We start from the raw sequence: 14,322 nt of genomic DNA on the forward strand, positions 1-14,322 counted from the left end.
GCTACACGATCCCGTCCAGCGCCCGGTACGTTCGATTGCTCGCGGCCGCCGCACGCTGCTCACGTCCGGTCGCCTCGATGTAGTTCTGGCTGGTCGCGAGGCTCGCGTGCCCCAGCAGAGCCATGATCTCCGACGCCGTCGCGCCGTCCTCCGCCAGCCGTGTCGCGAAGGTGTGCCGCAACGCGTGGAGGTTCGCCCCGACCGGCACGCGGTCGTGCAGGCCTGCCCACCGATAGCAGGATTTGACGAGGTACTCCAGCGCACCGCGGCCGATCGGCTCGCCCGCACGATCCCTGAGGAGGGGAGTGGAGGGCCCGAACCGCTGCTGCGGGAACCGGCGGCGGCAGGAGGCCAGGTACTCCTCGATGATCTTCTCCATGATCGGCTGCACCGGGATCGACCGGTCGCGGCTGCCCTTGCCGTGGACGTGCAGCCTCATCTCGCCCTGGCGACCGACCAGCGACCGCGCTGTCAGAGCCCGCATCTCGGCGGCACGCAGCCCGGCGACCAGCCCCAGCGCGATCACCAGCACGTCCCGCTCGGGCCAAGGATCCCGCGCCCGGCGCGAGCCGTCGGCGGCGGCCGCGAGCAGCTGCTCCGGGGTTTCCTCACCCCGCAACGGTTTCGGCGTCAGGGGAGGCGCCTTCGGCCGGGCGACCGCGCCCATCGGATTGCCCGCGAGCAAGCCGTCGGACACACAGAAGGTGAGGAACTGATTCCAGGTCGACCAGGCGCGGAGCACGGAACTCTTCGCGTGGGTATCCGCGAAGGCGCCGAAGGCGTTGCGGAGCGCCTGGGCGGTGAGCATCTCGACGGTGAGTTCGTCAGGGGAGCGGTCCAGCTCGCGGAGCAGGAGTGCGGTGATGCCGGCGAGGTCGCGGCGGTAGGCGTCGGTGGTGTGAGGAGAATCCTTACGGGGACGACGTGCGGCGAAAAAGGCTTGCTGTGCCTCGGAAACCCTCATGAACATCTTGTACCGCATGGCACCGACAGTCTTACACTCGGTTATATTCAATTTCATGCATAATAGTGATTATGCATGAAACGGAGTGATGGGTCCGGAAACCTCTCGCGGGGGATCTCGGCTCGCCCGCCGCCCTCTGGATGTCATGAAAGGGTCGTTCCTGACGTTTTTCGTCCTGAACGACCCTTTCGTGACACCTGGCCCACCTGGACGGCGCTTGAGTCCGAGTCGTCGCCAGGGCCGGCCGGTCCGGCGAGATTCAACCGCACCTGACGCCTCCGTTGATCATCGACGACTCCCAGAGATCCACATCGATTCGTCACAGTGACGTATTGAGGCTGAGTGATCGGACATCCGTTTCGCATCCCCGGGGGTGCCATGGGTCGGCGCAGGAGATCCGCGGCGGCCTGGTTCGGAGCGGGCCGAAGGGAGCCATGCCCGCATCGGACGCGGCGAAGGGCGCTTTCACCACGTGACATGCGACGAAGGACCCCTTCACAACACCTCAAGGGCCCCTCTCGGCCATCGTTCTCCAGGTCGGTCAAAGTGCCGATAATGTACATTATGTCAAGTAAACGAGCGGACCCCTGTCCTGCCGCAGTCGAACCGGCGAATCTCGACGTCAGTGCCGGCCAGCTATCCGAGCTGCGACGTCGCAGATCTGGCGCATGAGACTGGCGCCCAACTGTCACCCCGCATGCAACCTCTCGGAGGTTGCATGCCCTGTCGAGCTCGCCCGCGCAACCCTGGTTCGACCGCGCTCAGACATGCCGGTGTTGCCATCGGCATTGCGTAAGTCTAGACTTACGGTTCGTGGGAACTTACCAAGGTTCGGATGCAGCGTGGAACGCGCTCGGGGATCCGAGCCGACGCGCGATCATCGAGTGCCTGGCCGAGCGGCCGCAGTCCGTCCGGGAACTCGCCGACCAGCTTCCGATCAGCCGACCAGCGGTATCCCAGCACCTCAAGGCCCTCAAGGGCGCAGGTCTGGTCAACGACCGTCCCGTCGGCACGAAGCGCATCTACCAGCTCAATGCGGCAGCCGTTGGCGCGCTGCGCGATCAGCTCGACACTTTCTGGAACCGCGCGCTGGCCGCCTACAAGGACGCTGTCGAACAACCCGAAGGAGATCAGCAATGACCCAGGCAACGAGTACGGTGGTCCGCAAGGAAGTTGTCGTGAACGCCCCGATCGACCGGGCCTTCACCGTCTTCACCGAGCGATTCGGTGACTTCAAGCCACCCGAACACAATTTGCTTCGGGCCGAGATCGCCGAGACGGTGTTCGAACCTCACGTCGGTGGTCACATCTTCGACCGCGGGGTCGATGGCAGCGAGTGTCGGTGGGCCCGAATACTGACCTACACTCCCCCGCATCGCGTCGTCTTCAGCTGGGACATCAGCCCCCAATGGCAGATCGAACACGACCCCGAGCACACGAGCGAGGTCGAGGTCCGCTTCATCGCAGAAGCCGCGCAGCGCACGCGCGTGGAACTCGAACACCGCAAGCTGGATCGCCACGGACCGGGCTGGAAAGCCGTCAGCGACGGCGTGGGAGGCGACGCCGGCTGGCCGCTGTACCTCGACCGCTACGCCCGGCTGCTGACGGAGGATCGCTGATGGCGGCATCGGGCATCACCAGCGAGACGCTGCCACCGCCTAGGAAACCTTTACAACGCAAGAGCGACGCACTCGAACTGCTTCGCTCGGAAACCACCGCGTGGTTGGCCACGGGCGGCGCCGACGGTGCACACCTCGTCCCGCTCCTGTTCCACCACAACGGCGAAGTGCTCACGTTCGCGACCTTCTCGGACAGCCGGACGGTGACCAACGTGGCCGCCACCGGGCGAGCACGAGCAGCCATCGGTCACCACTACGACGTGGTCATGATCGACGGCACGATGGAGATCGTCGCGCCGGACACGATTGATCCGGCCATCGCAAACCCGTTCGCTGCACTGCTGCGCGGCGGTCCTGATCCTCGGCGTACGCCTGGCTTCGTCTACCTCCAGCTCACCCCGAGTCGGTTGCAAGCATGGCGCTCGTTCGCCGAGCTCGACGAAAGGACCCTGATGCAGTCCGGCCAGTGGCGGGTCTGACCGCGGCATGACCAACACGGCGGGTCGTGGTTCGATGCCCTGGTGATTCCCACCGAAGCCGACCTTGCGGACGCGTTGACCACGGCCACTCGCGCAGCCGTCACAGAACTGTTCCGCGACAACCCCGGCCACACGTTCTACTACGTCACGCTGACCACGCCCGGCGAAGCGTTCGGCCCGGCGTTGTCGGCGTGGTCGCACGAGGCACTGGCACAGCGTCCGGACGCTGAGGACGTCCGTTACTCCTACGCCGATTCGCCGTTTTCGGTCGTTGGTGAGGAGCATCTGAAGCCGGTCCGCGAGATGTTCGCCGCCCGGCCGGAAGTGTTCGATATCGCCGACGACGATGCGTCCGACGCGGAATTCGATCTTCGGCTGCGTGCGATCGAGACGGCCCTGCGCAGGTCGGCTGACGAGGGACTGTTCGGTGTCGGCGAAGCTCGTGAGAATGTGCTGGTTTTGGCCGAGGTCGTTCCTGAGGACGAGGAGAACGTCGCCCGCGCTCGGCGGCTCAACCCGCCCGGGCCGGCGTTGGACGCTTGGCTGGCCTACTGGGGCCTGGCCTGAATTCGGCTGCGAATACCCGTCAGTGGATGTCGTGTATTCGGTGGAATGCTCGCGGTCCACCGACACGAAGGAGCAAATTCCATGGGATCTCGGCTCAATCCGTACATCCGGTACGACGGCGACGCCCGGCAGGCGATGGAGTTCTACCGGCAGGTGCTCGGCGGCAAGCTGGAGATCGGCACTGTCGCGGATTTCGGCTCGCCGGGCTCCCCTGACGCCGACAAGGTGATGCACGCCCAGCTCGACACCCCGCACGGATACACGCTGATGGCTTGCGACGTCGACGGTCAGGTCGAGGACGTGCTGCACTCCCCTGGCAACAACGTCGCGGTCTACCTCGGTGGCGACGGCGAACTCCGCGGCCATTTCGAGAAGTTGTCCGTCGGTGGCACGGTGACCATGCCGCTGGAGAAGCAGGTGTGGGGCGACGAGGCCGGCGCGCTCGTGGACAAGTTCGGGATCACCTGGATGTTCAACATCTCCGACGCTACTTCGCCTCCGGCGCGACCAGACGCCGGGTGATCCGGTTGAACAGTTCCACCAGTGGCTCGCTCACGTCCCGGCCGAACTCCGTCAGCCCGTAGGTGACCTGCGGTGGTGTAGTTGGCTCGACCTGCCGCCAGATCAGGCCGTCCTGCACGAGGGCGCGCAGGGACTGGGCGAGCATCTTCTCGCTGATCCCCTGAATGCTCTCGCGCAGCTCGTAGAAGCGGAGGTCGTTGTGCTGTAACGAGATCAGCACCCAGATCCCCCACCGGCTGGTGACGTGATCGACCACTTCGCTGGCGGCGCAGTCGGTGTGAAAGACCTCATACCGCGGCTCTGTGTCGGCCGGTTTGAACTGCGCGCCTCCTGCCATGTCAGGAGCTTACCTCCGGGTATGTACTTACGAAAAGTTAGCCGCGGTCCTTAGCGTCGTCGCCACGTCAAGATCGAACGAAGGAGCTGTTCATGATCGTGGTGACCGGAGCTACCGGGAACATCGGCAGGCCGCTGACGCAGGCGTTGGCCGAGGCAGGCGAACAGGTGACGGCGGTGTCGCGGCATGTCGCGGCGGCGCCGGCCGGTGGCAGGCATGTGGTGGCCGATTTGGCCGATCCCGCCGGGCTCGGCCAGGCGTTGGCCGGGGCGAAGGCGTTGTTCCTGCTGCTTTCCGGCGATCTGCATGCCGTCGGGGCGAACCCGGCCGACATCGTCGCCCGGGCCGTGGCCACCGGGGTTCGGCGGGTTGTGCTGCTCTCCTCGCTGGGTGTGGCGACGCGGCCGTTCGGGACGACGCGGGTCGCGATGCGCGTGCTGGAGGACGTGGTGCGGGAGTCCGGTGTGGATTGGGCCATCCTGCGGCCGGGTGGTTTCGCCTCGAATGCCTTGTGGTGGGCGGAGTCGGTCCGTTCGCGGCAGGTGGTCGCGGCGCCGTTCGGTGACACCGGGGTGCCGATCGTCGATCCGGCGGATATCGCGGAGGTCGCGGCCGCGTGCCTGCTGGACGACCGGCACCTGGGCGAGGTCTACGAGCTGACCGGTCCGGAGGTGATCACGCCGCGCGAGCAGGCTGAAGTGCTCGCCGCCGTGCTGGGTTCGCCGGTGCGGTTTCACGAGCTGACCCGTGCCGAGGCGAAGGCGGGTATGGCCGAGAGCATGCCGGCTGAGCTCGCGGACGACACTTTGGACATCCTCAGTTCCCCGACACCGGCGGAATTGCGGGTGAGCCCGGATGTCCAGCGGATCCTCGGCCGCGCGCCGCGGTCGTTCGCCGATTGGGCCGCGAGGAATGTCGCCGCGTTCCGCTGAGGGGTTCGCGCTAGGGTCGTGCTCCGGAGACGAACCTGGGGGTTGCCGAAATGCGTGTCGATCCGTCCAACGAGCGGATGTTGCAGGCGTGGGACGGTGATGACGGCGCTTTTTGGGCGAAGCGCGCGCAGCGTTTCAACGACGGTGTCGCGGCTTATCGCGACACGTTTTTCGACGCGGCGGGCATCCGGCCGGCGGACGACGTCCTCGATGTCGGTTGCGGTGCGGGTCAGACGACGCGGGACGCGGCGCGGTTCGCGAGTGACGGTTCCGCGCTGGGTGTCGACCTCTCCGGTGAGATGCTGGTTGTCGCTCGTCGGCTCGCCGAACAGGAAGGCGTTCCCAATGTCTCGTTCGATCAGGTGGACGCGCAGATCCATCCGTTCGCCGAGGCGCGGTTCGATGTGGTGATCAGCAGGCACGGCTCGATGTTCTTCGGTACTCCCCTGACCGCGTTCGCCAACCTGGCGAGGGCGACCCGGCCTGGTGGCCGCCTGGTGCTGCTGACGTGGCAGCCGTTCCGGCTCAACGAATGGATCACCACGTTCCGGACGATCTTCGCGGCGGGTCGTGAGGTGCCGTCGTCGGATCTCGCGCTGAGCGACCCGGCCGAGACCGAAAGGTTGCTGGTCTCGGCCGGGTACTCCGACGTCCGGTGTACCGCGGTGAACAAGCCGATGTACTTCGGCCGGGACGTGGACGACGCGGCAGGCTTCATCATCGAGCAGCACGGTGGCCGGTTGAGTGACCTGGATGAGTTCACCCGCGCCGCGGCCGTGGATGCCTTGCGGGCCGATCTCGCCGAGCATCAGACCGACCGGGGCGTTTTCTACGGCTCGGCGGCCTGGCTCGTCGAGGCCCGGCGTCCGTGAGTTACTGCTTGCGGGCGATCAGGTAGGCCTGTGGCGTGCTTTCGAATTCCTCCGACGGCTCACGGACGAGGGTGGAGAGCACGCTGAACTTCGCCTCCCTTAGCTGCTCGGTGATCTTCTCGGGCGACAGGCGGTAGGCGTCGCAGGAGATGTCGTGCCCGTACGCGTGCTCGATGTGGCGTACTTCGTCGCCGACCTGGAAGGCCACGAGCAGGTGGCCGCCCGTGGCGAGGATCCGGTGGAAGTCGGCGAAGATCTCCGGCAGCCGCTCTCGTGGTGTGTGGATGATGGAGTACCACGCGACGACGCCGGCCAATGCGCCGTCCTCAATGGACAATCCGGGCATCTCCCCGACTTGGAAGTCCAGGTGCGGATACGACTTCCGGGCGACGGCGACCATTTCCGGTGAGAGGTCGACGCCGTGGATGTCGAGCCCCAGCTGGTGGAGGTGTTCGGTGATGCGGCCGGGTCCACAGCCGATTTCGGCGACGCGGCCGCCGCCGGCGGCCTGGACGAGTTCGGTGTAGGCGCCGAGCACGGCGCGGTCCCAGGTGGATCCGGCGAGGTGGTCGCGGAGGAGTTCGGCGTAGTCGGCCGCGACCGTGTCGTAGGCGGTGCGGGTCGTTTGGAGGTAGTCGGTCACGGCGGCGACCCTATCGCCTGGCACCGACGACAATCGTCGCGTACAGGTCTTCGTCGCTGATGACTTCGGGCGTCAATCCGTTGTGCGCCATGGCTTCCGCGGTGCTCGCGGCCTGGCTTTCGCCGGTTTCGATCAGCAGGTGCCCGCCCGGTGCGAGCCATTGTGGAGCTTCGGCGGCGACGCGGCGGTGGACGTCGACTCCGTCGTGCCCGCCGTCGAGGGCGACGACGGGTTCGTGGTCGCGTGCTTCGGGCGGCATCATCGCTATGGCGTCGGTGGGGACGTATGGGGCGTTGACGACCAGGATGTCGACGCGGCCTCGTAGCGTCGTGGGTAGTGGCGCGTAGAGGTCGCCTTCGAACACCTCTCCCCCGGCTTGGGCGACGTTGACGCGCGCGCAGAGGACGGCGGCGGGCTCGATGTCGGCCGCGTAGAGCCGGATGTCGCCGAGTTCGGCGGCGATGGCGGCGCCGAGTGCGCCGGTTCCGCAGCAGAGGTCGAGGACTACCGCTCCTGGCCCGGCGAGGGTGACGGCCTGGCGGACGAGGAGTTCGGATCGCTGCCGTGGCACGAAGACACCGGGTTCGACGGTGATGCGCAGTCCGTGGAATTCCGCCCAGCCGAGGATGACTTCGAGTGGTTCGCCGTCGACGCGGCGCTGGACCATGGTGTCGAGTTCGCCGGGTGTACGTGCTTCGGCGGTGATCAGGCGGGCCTCGTCTTCGGCGAAGACGCATCCGGCGGCCCGGAGCCTGTCGACGATGGTCACTGGTCTCGCAGCCTGGCGAGGATTCCGTCGAGGGCCTGGCGGACGGTGTCGGGGACGCCGTTGGTGCGCAGTTCGGTGAGGAATTGTTCGTTGAGCCCGCCGGGGGTCATGTGTTTGCCGGTGAGGGTTTCGAGGGAGCCGCTCTGCTGGACGAGGGCGTGTCCGAGCTGGCCGAAGATGTGCCGGGTGAAGGCGGTCGCCGTGGTGTCCTCGATGCCTTGGTCGGTCATCCAGGCGGCGATGGTGCCGAGGTAGTCGAGGTGGGCGGCGAAGGTGGCCGTGGCGCTGCTGAAGATGTCGAGGTCCTTCTCCGCGGCGGGGACGACGCTGCCGCCGACGCTGTCGAAGAGGGCTCGGGCTTCGGGGTTGTCGGGGTACATCGCGGTGAGGCTTTGGCGGCGTGCGGCCGGGGGCAGCGGGATGCTCCGGACGACTTCGCGGGCGGGGGCGGCCCAGTCGCGCAGCCGGTCGAGGGGGACGCCGGCGAGGGCGCTGATCAGGACGTGGTCGGGTCGGAAGGTGAGGTCGCGGAGGACTTCTTCGGCGATCGGCGGGCGGACGGCCAGCACGATGGTCGTGGCGCTGTCGAGGACGGCCTGGTTGCTGTCGCGCACTTCGACGTTGGCGAAGCGTGCCGAGAGTTCTTGGCCGACGCTGCGGCTGCGGGGTGAGAGGAAGATCGAGGGCGGGTCGGTGATGTCCTCGCTGAGGCCTTCGACGATGGCGGCGGTGATCTCGCCCGCGCCGACGAATCCGTAGTCCATGGTCAGGCTCCCGTGTGGCCGTCGACGCGTTCGCGGATGAGGTCGGCGTGGCCGTTGTGGCGGGCGTATTCGCCGATCATGTGGAGGTAGAGCATGCGCAGCGAGAACGGGTTCCCGCCGAGGTCGAAGGTGTCGTCGAGGGATCCTTCGGCGGCGGCTTCGTCGGCGAGCCGGATCTCTTCGAGGAGGACGTCGTACGCCTCTTCGGCTTTGGCGGCGTCGAGGGCTTCGAAGTCGTGGTCCTTGCCGAGGGCGGGGTCGTAGAGGGGTTCGATGTCTTGTGCGGCGTAGCGCAGGCGGAACCAGAAGCGTTCGACCTTGGCGAGGTGCCGGATGAGACCGAGGAGGGTCATGTTCGAAGGCGGGACCGACGCCGTGGCGAGCTGTTCTCCGGTGAGGCCGGCGAGTTTGTGGAGGAAGGTGTTGCGGTGCCAGGCCAGCAGGGAGGGCAGGAGGATCCGCTCGTCGGCGGCGGTGTCGCCGGACGGCCGGGTGACCTCGGGGGCGGTCCATGTCATAGCGGCGATCATGCCATCGGGTGACGTGGGGTTCGGGGTGCGCCCGCTGGGGTGAGCGGGGTCACGTGGAGGCTGCTGAATCCTTTTGCGAGGGTCGCGGCTCTTGTAGGCGCCGGGACAAGCTCGGCGCAGGAGGAGGTTTGTCGTGGAGGCCGAGTGGCCGAGGGAGTCGTTGATCGTGGCGGCGCAGGGCGGGGACGCGTCCGCCATCGCCGCGCTGGTCTCGGGTTCTCATCCGCATGTGCAGCGGTTCGCGCGGTCGCTGTGTGCTTCGCCGGAGGACGCGGAGGATTCGGCGCAGGAGGCGCTGATCATCCTGTACCGGAAGATCGGCACGCAGCGTGCCACGGGTGCGCTCGCGTCGTGGATGTTCCGGATCGTGCGCAACGAGTGCCTGCGGCGGGCCCGCCGGGTGGTGCGTGGTGCGGAGCCGGTGGATTCCGTCGCGATGGTGTCGGCCGAGGAAGACGCGCTGGATCGGCTGGAGGCGCGGCGGGTGGCCGCGGCGATCGCCGAGTTGCCCGCTGACCAGCGTCGCGTCTTGATCATGCGTGACATCCAGGGGCATTCGGGCCGGTCGGTCGCCGACGCGCTCGGTCTGAGCACGGCCGCGATGAAGTCCCGGCTGCATCGCGCGCGGGCGACGGTCCGTGCCCTTCTCGACAACCCCGCTTCCTGACCTTCTTTTGAGGAGTTTTCATGCTCGAAATCGGTTCCACGGCCCCTGACGTCGCGCTGGAGGACACGACTGGGCAGGTCGTGCGGCTTTCGGAGTTCCGCGGTACGGCAGGTGTGCTGATCTATTTCATGCGTTCGACCACGTGTCCTGTGTGCACCGGCCATGTGAAGGACCTGGCGGCGCGGTCCGAGGAGCTGGCGGCCGCCGGTGTGCGGGTGCTGGTGGCGGTTCCCGAGGGCCGGGCGGAGGCCAAGGCGTGGCGGGCGAAGCGCGGGTTGTCGCTCCGGGTGGTCTCCGGCCGGGGTGGTACGCCGCATGAGGCGTTCGGGCTGGCGAAGAAGATGCTGCAGCAGACGGGCAGTGTGCTGATCGACCGGGACGGGGTGGTCCGGCATGCCCATGCGGCGACCATGCCGACCAGTGCCTATGACAAGAAGGGCATCGCCAAGGCGGTGGAAGGGCTTGCCAGGGTGCGTTGACTGAAGGTGTGAATCGGTGCTTCACTTCTTGGGTGCCGTATCGCCGTACACCGAAGGTCCAGGAACGCCTGGACGCCCAGCGCGACGCCGTCCTCGCCGCCGCCATGGAGCAATTGGCCGAGCGCGGGTACGCGGGCTGCTCGGTGTCGGCGGTCGCCGAACGGGCGGGCGTGGCGGTCGGGAGTGTGTACCGCCACTACCCCACCAAGGCCGCCTTGGTCGTGGAGCTGTTCCGCAAGGTCGTCACGCGTGAGGTCGAGGCTGTGCGCGAGGTGTCGGAGCGGCCAGGCACGCCTGCCGAGCGGGTCGTGGCGGTCTTCGACACCTTCGCGAGCCGGGCGCTGAAGACGCCGCGAATGGCGTACGCCCTGCTGGCCGAGCCCGTCGACGCGCCGATCGAGGCCGAACGGCTGGTGTTCCGGCGTGCCTTTCGTGACGTCGTGGCCCAGCACGTGGCGGACGGCGTCCGGTCCGGGGTACTGCCCGCCCAGGACGCGGACGTCACCGCGGCGGCGCTCGTCGGGGCGGCCGCCGAGGTGCTGATCGGCCCGTTGACCACCGGCAGTGCGGACGAGGTGTCCGGGCTGCGCACTTTCGTCCTGCGTTCCTTGGGAGGTTCCGATGCCGAGCACTCATGAGGTCACCAATCAGGTCCCGCCGCTGGCGGAGTACGACGTCGCCGCGGACCCGGCCTTGCTGGAAGGCCTGGAACGGGCGGGCGCGGGCTGGGCGGTGGCCGAGGTGCACGCCCTCGGCAGGCTGGCCGGGAGTGAGCAGGCCCAGGAGTGGGGCAGGCTGGTCAACGAGAACGAGCCGGTGCTGCGGACACACGACCGGGTCGGGAACCGGATCGACGAGGTCGAGTTCCATCCGTACTGGCACGAGCTGATGGACGTCGCGGTGTCGCATGGGCTGCACGCGGCGCCGTGGCGGGATTCCCGGCCGGGCGCGCACGCGGCGCGGGCGGCGAAGATGTACGTCTGGGGCCAGGTCGACGCGGGGCACACGTGCCCGATTTCCATGACGTACGCGGCGGTTCCGGCGTTGCGGTTCAATCCCGAGCTGTCTGCGCGGTACGAGCCGTTGCTGGCGGCGACGGAGTACGACTTCGGGTTGCGTGAGCCGAGTTCGAAGCGCGGGCTCATCGCCGGGATGTCGATGACGGAGAAGCAGGGTGGGTCCGACGTCCGGGCGAACACGACCACGGCTCGCCCGCTCGGCGACGGCAGCTACGTGATCGTCGGGCACAAGTGGTTCACCTCGGCGCCGATGTCGGACATGTTCCTGACGCTGGCCCAGGCGCCGGGCGGCTTGTCGTGTTTCCTGCTCCCCCGGATCCTGCCGGACGGCACGCGCAACGGGATCCGGTTGCAGCGGCTGAAGGACAAGCTGGGCAACCGGTCCAACGCGTCGTCGGAGATCGAGTACGACGACGCGATCGGCTGGCTGATCGGCGAGGAAGGCCGCGGGGTGCGCACCATCATCGAGATGGTGAACAACACCCGGCTGGACTGCGCGGTCGGGAGCGCGTCGGGCATGCGGTACGGCGCCGTGCGGGCGGTCCACCACGCGCGACATCGTCAGGCGTTCGGGGCGAACCTGGTGGATCAGCCGCTGATGGGCAACGTGCTGGCGGACCTGATCGTGGAGTCCGAGGCGGCGACGACCGTCGGGATGCGGCTGGCGTCGGCCACCGACCGGCCGGACGACGAGCACGAACAGGCGTTCCGGCGGCTGGGGCTGGCGGTGACGAAGTACTGGGTGTGCAAACGCGGCCCGTCGCACGCGGTGGAGGCGCTGGAATGCCTCGGCGGGAACGGGTACGTCGAGGAGTCGGGGATGCCGCGGCTCTACCGCGAAGCTCCGCTGATGTCGATCTGGGAGGGTTCGGGCAACGTCGCGGCGCTCGACGCGTTGCGGGCGATGGCGAAGCAACCGGAGTCGGTGGCGGCGTATTTCGCGGAGGTCGAGCAGGCGGCCGGCGCCGACACGCGGCTGGACGACGCGGTTGGCAGGCTGCGCAAGGAGCTGTCGGATCTGTCGGACATCGAGTACCGGGCGCGGCGGCTGGTCGAGTCGATGGCGCTCGTGCTCCAGGGTTCGCTGCTGGTGCGGCACGGGACGCCGGCGGTGGCCGACGCGTTCTGCGCGTCGCGGCTGGGCGGCGACTGGGGTGTCGCGTTCGGGACGCTTCCGTCCGGAGTGGACACGCGGGCGATCATCGCCCGTGCGGAGGTCTGAGCTCCCTGCTGACGTCTGTCCTTGCCCGGCTCGGCGGCTTCATCGTCGGTTTCGCGCGTTCCGGACTCTCGGTGCCCACCTGACCACGTGCTGCTCCGGTCCGGCCGATTACCCCGGTCGGACCGGAGCCGAGCACTGCGAACAGCCGCAGGATTGCGGAATTCGGGTGCATGCAAGGGCTCGCGCGTCGGCTACGTTCGTCGGTCATGGTCGATCGCCGAAGATGCCTGGTCCTGGTCCCCCTGGCGCTGTTCGCCGCCGGTTGCGCGGCGGCCGAGCCGACGCCGATCTTCGCCGCGGCGAGTTCGACGCCTTCCGCGGGGAGTGTGCCGATGATGGAGGCGGCGGCCCCGTCCGGCACGCCGTTCGTCGCGGCGGACGGACGGAATCTGAGGGCCTGTTCCGATGGGGAATGCGAGGTCGTGGTCCGGAGCGGCGACCAGGTCCCCAACGACGGCGGCGCCGGCCCGCTCGCGGTCACGGTCCAGGCCGGGAAGGTGGGTCTCGCCCCGGCGTCCGGCGGGATGGGCGGGGCCGTGTCGGGTCCGCCGGGGATGGTGCACCAGATCAACCGGCAGGTGATCGCCATCGTCGCGGTGCAGGGCGACGAGGGGATCGTCCGGCTCGACCGGAAATAGCGGATCAGTTCAGGCCCGCGACGAACTCGCTGAGCAGACGGTTCGCCGTCGCGGAGGCGTACAGGCGCTCGAAGTCGGCGCGCGCCACCATGTGCCGGAACTCCCCTCGATAGGACGGATCACCGGCGTCGTGGACGGTGTCGGTGAGCCACGTCGCGTAGGCCTGGTAGTTCCACACTTCGCGCAGGCGCGTGTCGGAGTAGGCATCGAGCAGGCTCGGATCACCGTTCTCGTAGTAGTGGATCAGGGCGTCGGCGAAGACGTCGGCGTCGTGCAGCGCGAGGTTCATGCCCTTCGCGCTCATCGGCGGGACGATGTGCGCGGCGTCGCCGAGCAGGTGGAGCCTGCCGTGGCTCATCGGGCTGATCACTTCGCCGCGCAGCGGCAGCAGTTGCTTCTCGACGATCGCGCCCTTCGCGGCGAGCGGTTCACCGAAGCGCGCCTCAAGCTCGCTCCAGACGCGCTCGTCCGGCCACTCCTCGGTGGTGTCGTCGAGCGGGCACTGGAGATAGAACCGGCTCGCCCGCGGTCCCCGGCCGAACTGGGCCGCGAATCCGCGCCGGTGGATCGCCATCACCGTCTGCTGGGTGGCGGGCACTTCAGCGAGGACCACCAGCCACGCGTAGCCGTATTCGTGCGTATGACGGGTAATTCTGCTTTCGGGGACCGAAGCAAGGGACGTGCCCCGGTTGCCGTCGCATCCGGCGACGAAGTCGCCTTCGACGATCGATCCGTCGCCGAGCCGGACGCACGGACGTTCGCCGTCGATACCCTCCACGGACGCCTCGGTGCCGAAGCGCAGGTCGCCTCCGTCCTGCTCGAATACGGTGATGAGGTTCCGGACGAGGACCTGTTGAGGACAGAGCCTGCCTTCTCGGTGTTCCTCCACGGAGAGCGCCAGTGGCCTCGGTTGTCCGTCGACCCGGAAGCCGAGGCTCGGTTCGACGGGGGCCCCGCCGACGACGCGGTCTTCGAGCCCTCGTTTCCGGAAGACGCGGGCCGCTCTGGTGTCGATGACTCCGGCGCGCTGCCGTTGCTCGACGTCCTCGCGGCTGCGCCGTTCGAAGACGACGCAGCCGATTCCCTCGCGGAGAAGAAAGTTGCCGAGCGCCAGTCCAGCGACACCTGCGCCGACGATCAGGATGGGTCTGTTCCGCTTCCCTGAGGTCATGCCCCGAGTCTCGCCGGATCGTCCCACCGACGGCTAGCTTGAGTTTTAACCTGTTCGTCGGGGTCGTGGGTTGGTGGTCTTGGGTTTCTGTCTGTGGCTGGGTTTCTGTCTGTTTGGGCTGGTCGCGG

19 protein-coding genes are annotated in these 14,322 nt (G+C 67.9%); 12 read left to right on the forward strand and 7 right to left on the reverse strand.

Annotated elements, in window-relative coordinates:
- Window position 1: 1 nt before the first annotated feature.
- Window positions 2-982: a tyrosine-type recombinase/integrase gene (locus tag ACFVM3_RS06900; protein WP_378436334.1), complete on the reverse strand. Its 981-nt coding sequence runs from the start codon at window positions 980-982 to the stop codon at window positions 2-4.
- Between the two features lie 795 nt (window positions 983-1,777).
- On the opposite strand from ACFVM3_RS06900, the gene ACFVM3_RS06905 reads away from it, so the two are divergent.
- From ACFVM3_RS06905 to ACFVM3_RS06925, 5 genes are all read left to right on the forward strand, one after another.
- Complete coding sequence (locus ACFVM3_RS06905; RefSeq protein WP_378436336.1) at window positions 1,778-2,104, forward strand: ArsR/SmtB family transcription factor; 327 nt, start codon at window positions 1,778-1,780, stop codon at window positions 2,102-2,104.
- Window positions 2,101-2,583: an SRPBCC family protein gene (locus tag ACFVM3_RS06910; RefSeq protein WP_378436337.1), complete on the forward strand. Its 483-nt coding sequence runs from the start codon at window positions 2,101-2,103 to the stop codon at window positions 2,581-2,583. Before ACFVM3_RS06905 ends, ACFVM3_RS06910 begins: the two co-directional genes overlap by 4 nt.
- Window positions 2,583-3,062 carry a pyridoxamine 5'-phosphate oxidase family protein gene (locus tag ACFVM3_RS06915; protein WP_378436339.1) on the forward strand — a complete coding sequence of 160 codons (480 nt, stop codon included), beginning with the start codon at window positions 2,583-2,585 and terminating at the stop codon, window positions 3,060-3,062. The genes ACFVM3_RS06910 and ACFVM3_RS06915 overlap by 1 nt, the downstream gene beginning before the upstream one ends.
- 42 nt (window positions 3,063-3,104) lie before the next feature.
- On the forward strand, window positions 3,105-3,629 hold the full coding sequence (locus ACFVM3_RS06920) for a DUF4303 domain-containing protein (protein WP_378436341.1): 525 nt from the start codon (window positions 3,105-3,107) through the stop codon (window positions 3,627-3,629).
- 81 nt (window positions 3,630-3,710) lie between these two features.
- The gene (locus ACFVM3_RS06925) at window positions 3,711-4,151 is read left to right on the forward strand and encodes a VOC family protein (RefSeq protein WP_378436343.1); all 441 of its coding nucleotides are present in this window, start codon (window positions 3,711-3,713) and stop codon (window positions 4,149-4,151) included.
- On the opposite strand, the gene ACFVM3_RS06930 is transcribed toward ACFVM3_RS06925, so the two are convergent.
- A complete protein-coding gene (locus ACFVM3_RS06930; RefSeq protein WP_378436345.1) occupies window positions 4,117-4,488 on the reverse strand; it encodes a winged helix-turn-helix transcriptional regulator in 372 nt (123 codons plus the stop codon). The genes ACFVM3_RS06925 and ACFVM3_RS06930 overlap by 35 nt on opposite strands.
- A 92-nt stretch (window positions 4,489-4,580) precedes the next feature.
- Between ACFVM3_RS06930 and ACFVM3_RS06935 the strand changes: the two genes are divergently transcribed.
- Together ACFVM3_RS06935 and ACFVM3_RS06940 are read left to right on the forward strand one after the other, a co-directional pair.
- The gene (locus ACFVM3_RS06935) at window positions 4,581-5,420 is read left to right on the forward strand and encodes an SDR family oxidoreductase (RefSeq protein ID WP_378436347.1); all 840 of its coding nucleotides are present in this window, start codon (window positions 4,581-4,583) and stop codon (window positions 5,418-5,420) included.
- A gap of 50 nt (window positions 5,421-5,470) precedes the next feature.
- Window positions 5,471-6,292, forward strand: a complete 822-nt coding sequence (locus ACFVM3_RS06940) for a class I SAM-dependent methyltransferase (protein WP_378436349.1) — start codon at window positions 5,471-5,473, stop codon at window positions 6,290-6,292.
- Window position 6,293: 1 nt separating this feature from the next.
- Here ACFVM3_RS06940 and ACFVM3_RS06945 read toward each other — a convergent pair whose 3' ends face one another.
- From ACFVM3_RS06945 to ACFVM3_RS06960, 4 genes are read right to left on the reverse strand one after another with little or no spacing between them, the layout of a single operon-like run.
- Complete coding sequence (locus ACFVM3_RS06945; RefSeq protein ID WP_378436351.1) at window positions 6,294-6,935, reverse strand: class I SAM-dependent DNA methyltransferase; 642 nt, start codon at window positions 6,933-6,935, stop codon at window positions 6,294-6,296.
- 10 nt (window positions 6,936-6,945) lie between these two features.
- On the reverse strand, window positions 6,946-7,704 hold the full coding sequence (locus ACFVM3_RS06950; RefSeq protein WP_378436353.1) for a putative protein N(5)-glutamine methyltransferase: 759 nt from the start codon (window positions 7,702-7,704) through the stop codon (window positions 6,946-6,948).
- Window positions 7,701-8,468 carry an NAD(P)-binding domain-containing protein gene (locus ACFVM3_RS06955; RefSeq protein WP_378436355.1) on the reverse strand — a complete coding sequence of 256 codons (768 nt, stop codon included), beginning with the start codon at window positions 8,466-8,468 and terminating at the stop codon, window positions 7,701-7,703. Before ACFVM3_RS06955 ends, ACFVM3_RS06950 begins: the two co-directional genes overlap by 4 nt.
- Window positions 8,469-8,470: 2 nt before the next feature.
- On the reverse strand, window positions 8,471-8,998 hold the full coding sequence (locus ACFVM3_RS06960) for a DinB family protein (protein WP_378436357.1): 528 nt from the start codon (window positions 8,996-8,998) through the stop codon (window positions 8,471-8,473).
- Between the two features lie 133 nt (window positions 8,999-9,131).
- Between ACFVM3_RS06960 and ACFVM3_RS06965 the strand changes: the two genes are divergently transcribed.
- The 5 genes from ACFVM3_RS06965 to ACFVM3_RS06985 all read left to right on the forward strand — a co-directional run bounded on the left by ACFVM3_RS06965 (window position 9,132) and on the right by ACFVM3_RS06985 (window position 13,023).
- Window positions 9,132-9,665, forward strand: a complete 534-nt coding sequence (locus ACFVM3_RS06965) for an RNA polymerase sigma factor (RefSeq protein ID WP_378436359.1) — start codon at window positions 9,132-9,134, stop codon at window positions 9,663-9,665.
- A gap of 20 nt (window positions 9,666-9,685) precedes the next feature.
- Window positions 9,686-10,144, forward strand: a complete 459-nt coding sequence (locus tag ACFVM3_RS06970) for a peroxiredoxin family protein (RefSeq protein ID WP_378436361.1) — start codon at window positions 9,686-9,688, stop codon at window positions 10,142-10,144.
- Window positions 10,145-10,176: 32 nt separating this feature from the next.
- Window positions 10,177-10,782 carry a TetR/AcrR family transcriptional regulator gene (locus tag ACFVM3_RS06975; RefSeq protein WP_125677730.1) on the forward strand — a complete coding sequence of 202 codons (606 nt, stop codon included), beginning with the start codon at window positions 10,177-10,179 and terminating at the stop codon, window positions 10,780-10,782.
- Complete coding sequence (locus ACFVM3_RS06980) at window positions 10,766-12,385, forward strand: acyl-CoA dehydrogenase family protein (protein ID WP_378436363.1); 1,620 nt, start codon at window positions 10,766-10,768, stop codon at window positions 12,383-12,385. Before ACFVM3_RS06975 ends, ACFVM3_RS06980 begins: the two co-directional genes overlap by 17 nt.
- A 206-nt stretch (window positions 12,386-12,591) precedes the next feature.
- A complete protein-coding gene (locus ACFVM3_RS06985; protein ID WP_378436365.1) occupies window positions 12,592-13,023 on the forward strand; it encodes a hypothetical protein in 432 nt (143 codons plus the stop codon).
- A 4-nt stretch (window positions 13,024-13,027) separates the two neighbouring features.
- On the opposite strand, the gene ACFVM3_RS06990 is transcribed toward ACFVM3_RS06985, so the two are convergent.
- Window positions 13,028-14,194 carry a 4-hydroxybenzoate 3-monooxygenase gene (locus tag ACFVM3_RS06990; protein WP_378436367.1) on the reverse strand — a complete coding sequence of 389 codons (1,167 nt, stop codon included), beginning with the start codon at window positions 14,192-14,194 and terminating at the stop codon, window positions 13,028-13,030.
- Window positions 14,195-14,322: the final 128 nt, after the last annotated feature.

Source organism: Amycolatopsis sp. NPDC057786 (genome assembly GCF_042797905.1).
GTDB lineage: Bacteria > Actinomycetota > Actinomycetes > Mycobacteriales > Pseudonocardiaceae > Amycolatopsis.